We start from the raw sequence: 7,699 nt of genomic DNA, 5'->3' as shown, positions 1-7,699 counted from the left end.
GCCCCGGTCTCCTCGGGTTCCTCGACCGCCCCGGCCCCGACGTCGCTCGGATTGTTGACCGGCACGATGCCCCGATAGCTCTTGACCAGAGCCTCCAGCCATTGCCGGACGGGGTCGGGTTCGCCCTCGACCTGGATGACGAGCGCACCGGACCCGCGCTCGAAGCGCACTCTCCTGCGGGTGAATCTTTCCCTGAAGGTCAAATGTGCCAGGACATCGTCCAGCGCCATCCGTCACTCCCCGTTCCCGAACGGCGAATCGGTGAGCACTATAGTGTCAAGTGACCTTGAGGGAACGGAAGTTGGACATCCGGACGCTTCTTGTGCGATGACACCGGACGGATGCTCCCGACCGGTGTCGTCGCACGGCGCCCCGTCCGGGGCCGCGGGCTCAGTGCGCGAAGACCTCGCGGAGCCTGGCCTCCTTCTCGCTGTCCAGGTTGGAGTGGATCAGCTCGGTGTGACCACCGGGGAAGGCATTGCGCACCCGCTCGACCACGACGTCCTGGGAGAGCAGGAAGAGCGCCGAAGTACCCGGGGTCACCTGCGACTTGACCGAGTCGATGAAGTCGTCGTCGATGCCGATGTCGGCCATCTTGCCGCCCAGCGCACCGGCCGCGGCACCGACCGCCGCACCGAGCAGCGGCATGAAGAAGAGCAGGCCGAAGAGCATGCCCCAGAACGTGCCGGAGAGTGCGCCCGCTCCCGCGAGGTTGTGCAGCTGCTTCGTCTTCGGCTTCCCCGCCTCCGCGGGCCAGCTGACCGTGGCCGCGTCCAGCACTTTGATCAGCTCCTGCTTCTGCAGGTTCAGAAGCGTGTCCTCGACACTGCCGGCCCCCTCCGGCGTATCGAACTTCCATACGGTCAACGTGGCCATGAGGCTCCTCCAGGCGCGACTGCGCGCGATCGACGGAACCCCAAAGTAAGCGAATTGAGCATAGGGTGCATTTCGCCCAATTCAATTCACGGGGCGAGGGAGACCGCACCGCGGGCGGACATCCCGCGGCCCCGGTGAGGGGAGAGCGCTGTGCACGAACCGCCGATGACGCTGCTCGGCCTGGGCCGTTCGGCCGAACGCGTCGTACGTCCCCGGCGGGCGCTGCGCGCCGGGAGCGCCCACGCGGTGGCCGTGGCCGTGGCGGTCGCGCTGGGCATCCTCCTGTCGAGGATCGACGGCGGCGCCCGGGTCGCGTCCGACCGGGTCGTGGACGTGCTCAAGGTGGTCGGGCTGGGGGTCCTGAGCATCACCACCCTGATCTTCTCCCTGCTGTTCCTGGTCGTGCAGTGGGCGGCCGGCAACTTCAGCCACCGCCTCACCCTCTTCCGTTCGGATCCCGTGGTCTGGCGGGTCTTCGCGTTCACGATCGGCGTGCTCGCCTTCACCGTGGCCTCGATGCTCACCATCGGCTCCCGTCCGAGCGTCTCCCTGGCCGTCCCCGTCACGACCCTGGTCCTCGCCGCGCTCACCCTGCTGCTCGTGCGCAGGCTGCAGCTCGACGCCCTGCGCTCCATCCAGCTCTCCCACGTCCTGGACGACCTGCGCGGCCGCGGCCTGGACGCGCTCGCCATGTACTACCCGCCCGTCGGCGACGGGGAGCCGCGGCCCGCTCTCCCCGACGGGCCGGAAACGTCCGGGCCGGTCTCCTCCGTCCGCTGGCGGGGGGACGCCGCGCTCGTCGAACAGCTCGACCTCGTCCGGGCGGCGAGGGCCGCCGCGCGCACGGGCGCGGTCGTCGTCCTGCGCGCCCGGGTGGGAGACACCCTGTACCGGGGCGACGTGGTGGCCGACGTCCACGGCGGTCCGGTGCCCGAGGAGGACGTCCTGGGGGCGGTGGTCGTGGGGAGGGAGCGCACGTTCCACCAGGACCCGGCGCTCGCCTTCCGGCTGCTCGCCGACATCGGGCTGCGGGCGCTCTCCCCCGCGGTCAACGACCCCGCCACCGCCGTGCAGGTCCTGGACACCCTGGAGGACCTGCTGCGCCGCCTCGTCGCCGGGGACACCGGACGGGCCACCCGGGCGATCGCCGACCGGACGGGTGCCGTACGCCTGGTGATGTCCGTGCCCGGCTGGGAGGAACTGCTGCGGACCGGTCTGGACGACGTCCTCGACGCCGCCGCGAACGCCCCCATGGTGCTCGCCCGCTGCCGCGTCCTCCTGTCCGGCGTCCTCGCGGTGGCGCCCGCCGGCTGCCGACCCGTACTGGAACGACGGCTCCGGTGGACCGAGCGGCGGCTCGCGGACCGGCGCCCCTCCTTCGCCGCGGACGGGCCCACCGGCTGAGCCGCGTCCGCGGGCGTCAGCCCGTACGCCCCACCGCCTCGTCGGCATCGGCTCCGCCTGCCAGGAAGTCCGTCAGCGCGAGGGCGAACAGCAGGGCCAGGGCCAGGCCGACGACGACCCAGCCGGTGGGGTAGGACCACAGGAGGTACGTCACGAGCCCGGCCGCCACGAGGATCCAGACGATCCAGGTCCGGTACCGGCGCACGAACGGACCGACCGGGCCGGTCCGCAGCCCCGCCCGGTCGGCGGTGGTCCGCGCGGCCCCGATGCCCGCGGTCCACAGGCTCCTGACGAGAGCGGCCCGGCGGCCGGTGCCGGTGAGCCAGGCGGACAGGGCGACGACGACGCCGAGGGCCGCGGTCATCCGGACCATCGTGTGCAGGAAGTGGGTGAGCACGTCGTAGACCGATCCGGCGGCCGCCCGGGAGACGTCCGGCGGCAGGGCGTCCAGATAGAACGCCCTGAAGACGCGCAGGGCGATGCCGAGCAGCACGGTGGTGGCCGCGACCCCGAGCGCGCCGACGACCAGGGCCCTGCGCCGCCGGACCGAGAGCAGGACGCCGCCGCCGACCAGCAGGACGGCCAGGACCGGGAGCCAGACGCCCGCCAGCTGGAGCAGGCGCGTCCAGGTCCTGACCCGCCCGATGTCCTCCGACTTCACCAGCGTGAAGTCGGTGTGCACCTCGGGAATCCGTCCGGCGGCCTTCATCCCCGCGTCGACCAGACGCTGCTTCACCCGGTCGACGACCGGCCCCAGGTCCAGCGTGACGGCGTCCCCGTCGAGCTGCACCGCACCGCCGCCGCTGCCGGTCAGCGCCTTGTCCACGGAGGCGTGGGCCGCCCGGTTCGCCCGGATCCAGACCCGCTCGAAGGCGTCGGAGGCCACGACCTCCCGGGCCTTGTCGTGCACGAAGCTGCGCACGGCCCCCTCCAGCGCGTCCCCGAGCCGTCCCAGGGCCTTCTCCAGCCGTGGGCGGTCCTTGGCGGCGACGTCGGAGAGCAGGGTCGACAGGTCGATGCGGGTCATGAGCGCGTCGGTCACCCGGCCGGCAACGGCGTCCTGCACATCGGGGTCGGAGGCGAGCGGCGCCACGGTCGCGACGTAGCGGTCGGTGTCACCGACCTCGTCCGCCGCCCACGCCGCGACGATCCCCAGCGGGGCGAGCAGACATCCGATCAGGACGAGCACCACCGCGAGGGACGACCGCACCCGGTGCCGCCCGCGGGGCGCGGCCGCCCCGGCCTCCAGCGCGGCCACGCGTCCGCGCAGTTCCCGCTCCGCCTCCCCGGGCGTCCCGGCTTCCCCGTCCTCGGCCACGGGTTCCTCCTCCGGTCGTGGTGCGTCCCCCTTCCCCCGTGGTCCGGAGGCCCCCGGTTTTCAGAGGATCCCGGTTCTCCGTACGCGGCGAGGGGAACCGGTCGTTCGGGTGAGCCGGGACCAGCGGCCGCTCACGGCACGACGACGGCGAAATCGGGATCCGCCTCGTCGAGGTGGCCGAGCAGCTCGGCCACCTTCCCCGGGTCGCCCGCCACCTGCGCCCCGTCCCGCTCCAGCAGTTCGGGGAGGGTCGTCGCGCCCAGCAGCACCGCCCGCAGGTCGTCCTCGCCCAGCGTCACCTCGACGTCCGGTTCAAAGGCGGCCGGGCCGTCGCCCGTGACGTGGGTGAGGACGCCGTTGCGCAGGCGCAGGGTGACCGGGTCGCCGCCCTTCGGCCGCCAGCGCACGCAGATGTCCGCGTCCCAGGAGCCCGGCCCGTCGACCCGGACGGCGAGGGCGTCGAAGAGCTGGTCCAGGGTCAGCGCGCCCAGCAGGTCGGGGGAGGCCGTGGTCGTCGGGGTGCCCACGGAACCGTGCCGCAGCTCCAGCGCCCCGGTGAGGTAGAAGTTGCGCCAGGTCCCGTTCTCGCTGCCGTACCCCAGCTGCTCCAGCGCGTCGGCCTGCAGCTCCCGGGCGTCCGCGTTGCCGGGATCGGCGAACACCACGTGGTTCACCACCTGGACCACCCAGCGGTAGTCGCCCTCGGCGAACGACCGGCGCGCGCGGCGCAGCACCTCGTCGGCACCGCCCATGAACTCGACGTACCTCGTGGCGCTCTCGACCGGGGGGTGTTCCCACAGGTGGGCCGGGTTGCCGTCGAACCAGCCCAGGTACCGCTGGTAGACGGCCTTCACGTTGTGGCTGACCGAACCGTAGTAGCCGTGGGTGTGCCAGGCCCGCTCCAGGGCCGGGGGCATCGCCATCTCCTCGGCGATCTCCAGCGGCGTGTACCCCTGGTTGAGCCTGCGGAGGGTCTGGTCGTGCAGATAGGCGTAGACGTCGCGCTGCTCGGAGAGGAACTCGACTACGCGCTCGCGGCCCCGGACCGGCCAGTGGTGCGAGGCGAAGGCCACGTCGGTGTCGTCGCCGAAGAGGCCGACGGCCTCGGTGAGGTAGTGGGCCCACTGCCGCGGGTCGCGCACCTCGGCCCCGCGCAGGGTGAGCAGATTGTGCAGGTTGTGGGTGGCGTTCTCGGCCATGCACAGGGCGGCGTGGTCGGGGAAGTGGATGTTCAGCTCGGCGGGGGCCTCGGTGCCGGGCGTCAACTGGAAGACCATGCGGATGCCGTCCACCGTCTCGGTCTGCCCGGTGCGGGTGACGTCCAGCGTCGGGGCGATCAGGCCGACCGTCCCCGTCGAGGTGGTCTGGCCCAGTCCCGTGCCGATCTGCCCCCGCTCCCCCTTCGGCAGCGAGGCCCCGTACATGTAGGCGGCGCGGCGGGCCATCGCCGTGCCCGCGTAGACGTTCTCCTTGACCGCGTGTTCCAGGAACCCCCGGGGAGCGATGACCGGGACGCCGCCCGCGACCTCGTCGTCGGTCACGACGCCCCGCACGCCGCCGAAGTGGTCGACGTGGCTGTGCGTGTAGAGGACCCCGGCGACCGGCCGGTCGCCCCGGTGGGCGCGGTACAGGGCGAGGGCCGCCGCGGCGGTCTCCGAGGAGATCAGGGGATCGATCACCAGGATGCCCCGCTCGCCCTCGACCACCGTCATGTTGGACAGGTCGAAGCCGCGTACCTGGTAGATGCCCTCGACCACCTCGAAGAGGCCGTGTTCGGCGCAGAGCCCGCTCTGGCGCCACAGGCTCGGATTGGCCGTCTCGGGGCATTCCCCCCGCAGGAACCCGTAGGCGTCGAGGTCCCAGACCGGGCGGCCGGCCGCGTCGCGCACCACCGTCTCCTCGGCGGCGCCCAGGAAGCCGTGCCGCGCGTCGTCGAGGTCGCGGGTGTCGTCGAAGGGGAAACGCTGGAGGACCGCCGCGTTGCCCTTCGCGATCCACTGCTCGGCCGGCCTGGAATCGTCGTTCCGGGTCATCTCTCGCTCCCTGTCTCGCCCTCGCCCCGGTCGTCGGCCGACGCGTCACGACCACCCTCCACCGGCGTCCGGCCGGGACACGATCGGGACTGCTCCATACGGGAAACGCGAAAAGGTTCAGGGGCCGTGTCGGATCTCTCCGACACGGCCCCTGAACCACGACTCCCACGAGTCGGGACGACAGGATTTGAACCTGCGACCCCTTGGCCCCCACAACGCCACGCGTTCCGGGACGGATTAACGGAAGCGGTAAGCGCCGCATACCCCCGTGCCCGAACCCGCAGCATGTTGCTTCGGAGTCCGCATCCTCATGCCGGCGGAGTGGTCTTCCCTTTCCGCCGGGCTCTCGGCATCGTGTGGAGCGCATCACAGAACGCCTGTTCACGCGGGGTGCCGGGCCCCGGGTGCGCTTGCACGCGCCCGGATGAGGACGCCCCGGTGACGGCCCGCCCATGAAGGAGAAACATGCCCGAATTCAGACAGCCCGGTTGGACCAGGGGCATCGCCCCGCTCGACGAGAGCGCCGGTGGCCGGGTGTTCGGGGGCGCGTCCCCGGTCGCCGCGACCCCGGCCGTCGTGGCCACCGCGAGTGCCGTGGTGATCGCCTTCGCGGCCGGCGTGGCCGCCCGCGAGCTGGCCGGTGGTAGTGACATCGAACTCCCGATGTAGGCAGCGGCACCCCGCCACCCGTATCGGCCGGGGAAGACGCCCGGCGCGTGGCCCGGACACCCGCCGCCCCCACCGGGGCGGCCCGTCCCGACCCCCCGTCGGAGCCGTGTCCCGTCAGGGGCCGCCCGCGTCGGTCGCCGTACCCATGACGGCTCCACGACGCGAAGGCCGTCCGTCGACCGGGTACGCGGCCGACGGCACTCGGCGCCCCGACCTGTGGGTCCGCCCCGTCGGCGCCGCCCGCCCATGACGTCACCCCACCGGCCGCCCACCAGCAAGGAGAAGTCCTTGAGTACCGCTTCGATACCGGCCGTTCTGTCCGAGACCGGTGCCCTGTCCGAGTCCGACCCCGGCCGGGCGCCGCTCGACACCGTTCCGGTCGCCTCCGTCACGTTCACCATGACGGCCTGCGTCGACATCTCGGTCTGCCTCACCGGAAGCACCACGCAGCTCCCGCAGTAGGCCCGACGGGCCGCCCGCTGCGGGTGGCCCGGCACCTCACCAGTACCCGACACCTCACCAGTAGGAGAGTTTCATGAGCAGATCCTCGGCTCCGGCCGTCCTGACCGCGACCGGTGCCCTGACCGAGTCCGACCCCGGCGTGACGCTGCCGGCCCTCGCACCGGTCGCCGCGACCCCGGTGGCCATCGTGGCCGGCGTGGGAGTCGCGTTCCTCGCCGGTTACGCGGTCGGCCGCGCGGCCGGGAGCGACATCGAACTCCCGATGTAGTCGCGTTTCCCCCGACACCGGACCATTTCGTTCCATCACTCCAGTGAGGAGAACCCTGTGAGCACGTCTCCGACACCGGCCGCCCTGCGCGGTGCCGGCGGTCTGTCCGAGTCCGACCCCGGCCGGGCGCTGTCGACCTTCGCGCCGGTCGCCGCGACCCCCGGGGTCGTGGCCGGCGTGGCCCTCGGCGTCGCCCTGGTGAACGCCTTCGTCGCCGGTTACAACTACACCGGCAGCGACGTCGAGCTCCCGATGTGAGCCCATTGCGCCGTCCCCGTCCCCGGTGGGGGAGCCCCGTGAACGCGGCGACGCTTCAGGGGGCGGTGGGCCGCCCCGGCGGCACGGGCGCCGAGCGGTAGGCCCGTCGCCCCCGGCCCCGGCACGGGGAGCCGCGGCCACCGTGCCGGGGCCGGCCGGAAGCGACGGTGCGTGGGGGACGTGGGGACGAGCGCCTCCGGGGCGGTCGCCCGCCCATGCCACCACCACGCCCGGACTCACGGCCCGGCCCCGGCACGGTGGCCGCGGCTCCCCGTGCCGGGGCCGGGGGCGACGGGCCTACCGCTCGGCGCCCGTGCCGCCGGGGCGGCCCACCGCCCCCTGAAGCGTCGCCGCGTTCACGGGGCTCCCCCACCGGGGACGGGGACGGCGCAATGGGCTCACATCGGGAGC

9 protein-coding genes are annotated in these 7,699 nt (G+C 72.9%); 5 read left to right on the top strand and 4 right to left on the bottom strand.

What is annotated here, in order from left to right; translation table 11 throughout:
- Together EAO76_RS41545 and EAO76_RS41540 are read right to left on the bottom strand one after the other, a co-directional pair.
- Positions 1-230 (bottom strand): hypothetical protein (locus EAO76_RS41545; protein WP_148841421.1); only part of this gene is annotated, 230 nt, incomplete at its 3' end.
- A 160-nt stretch (positions 231-390) separates the two neighbouring features.
- The gene (locus EAO76_RS41540) at positions 391-876 is read right to left on the bottom strand and encodes a DUF1269 domain-containing protein (RefSeq protein WP_148841420.1); all 486 of its coding nucleotides are present in this window, start codon (positions 874-876) and stop codon (positions 391-393) included.
- Between the two features lie 150 nt (positions 877-1,026).
- Here EAO76_RS41540 and EAO76_RS41535 point away from each other — a divergent pair, with 150 nt between their 5' ends.
- Positions 1,027-2,280 (top strand): DUF2254 family protein, encoded by a 1,254-nt coding sequence (locus EAO76_RS41535; protein WP_148841419.1) that lies wholly within the window; start codon positions 1,027-1,029, stop codon positions 2,278-2,280.
- A gap of 16 nt (positions 2,281-2,296) precedes the next feature.
- Here the strand turns inward: EAO76_RS41535 and EAO76_RS41530 are convergent, their stop codons facing one another.
- Both EAO76_RS41530 and EAO76_RS41525 read right to left on the bottom strand, forming a co-directional pair.
- Positions 2,297-3,598, bottom strand: coding sequence for a hypothetical protein (locus EAO76_RS41530; RefSeq protein WP_148841418.1), 1,302 nt, complete (start codon positions 3,596-3,598; stop codon positions 2,297-2,299).
- Positions 3,599-3,729: 131 nt separating this feature from the next.
- The gene (locus EAO76_RS41525) at positions 3,730-5,631 is read right to left on the bottom strand and encodes an alkyl/aryl-sulfatase (protein ID WP_148841417.1); all 1,902 of its coding nucleotides are present in this window, start codon (positions 5,629-5,631) and stop codon (positions 3,730-3,732) included.
- A gap of 465 nt (positions 5,632-6,096) precedes the next feature.
- Between EAO76_RS41525 and EAO76_RS41520 the strand changes: the two genes are divergently transcribed.
- The 4 genes from EAO76_RS41520 to EAO76_RS41510 all read left to right on the top strand — a co-directional run bounded on the left by EAO76_RS41520 (position 6,097) and on the right by EAO76_RS41510 (position 7,288).
- The gene (locus EAO76_RS41520; RefSeq protein ID WP_148841416.1) at positions 6,097-6,300 is read left to right on the top strand and encodes a hypothetical protein; all 204 of its coding nucleotides are present in this window, start codon (positions 6,097-6,099) and stop codon (positions 6,298-6,300) included.
- Between the two features lie 288 nt (positions 6,301-6,588).
- Positions 6,589-6,762 carry a hypothetical protein gene (locus EAO76_RS45095; RefSeq protein ID WP_187439020.1) on the top strand — a complete coding sequence of 58 codons (174 nt, stop codon included), beginning with the start codon at positions 6,589-6,591 and terminating at the stop codon, positions 6,760-6,762.
- Between the two features lie 73 nt (positions 6,763-6,835).
- Positions 6,836-7,030 carry a hypothetical protein gene (locus EAO76_RS41515; RefSeq protein WP_148841415.1) on the top strand — a complete coding sequence of 65 codons (195 nt, stop codon included), beginning with the start codon at positions 6,836-6,838 and terminating at the stop codon, positions 7,028-7,030.
- Positions 7,031-7,087: 57 nt separating this feature from the next.
- Positions 7,088-7,288, top strand: coding sequence for a hypothetical protein (locus EAO76_RS41510; protein WP_148841414.1), 201 nt, complete (start codon positions 7,088-7,090; stop codon positions 7,286-7,288).
- Positions 7,289-7,699 lie beyond the last annotated feature (411 nt).

It is taken from the genome of Streptomyces sp. sk2.1 (genome assembly GCF_008120935.1).
GTDB lineage: Bacteria > Actinomycetota > Actinomycetes > Streptomycetales > Streptomycetaceae > Streptomyces.
The sequence above is the reverse complement of the archived record's forward strand: the minus strand, read 5'-3'. Positions and strand labels throughout refer to the sequence as shown.

What these genes read in the sequence shown, in the direction of transcription:
- EAO76_RS41540 (WP_148841420.1), bottom strand. Translation starts at nt 876, where the DNA reads ATGGCCACGTTGACCGTATGGAAGTTCGATACGCCGGAGGGGGCCGGC.
- EAO76_RS41525 (WP_148841417.1), bottom strand. Translation starts at nt 5,631, where the DNA reads ATGACCCGGAACGACGATTCCAGGCCGGCCGAGCAGTGGATCGCGAAG.
- EAO76_RS41520 (WP_148841416.1), top strand. Translation starts at nt 6,097, where the DNA reads ATGCCCGAATTCAGACAGCCCGGTTGGACCAGGGGCATCGCCCCGCTC.
- EAO76_RS41515 (WP_148841415.1), top strand. Translation starts at nt 6,836, where the DNA reads ATGAGCAGATCCTCGGCTCCGGCCGTCCTGACCGCGACCGGTGCCCTG.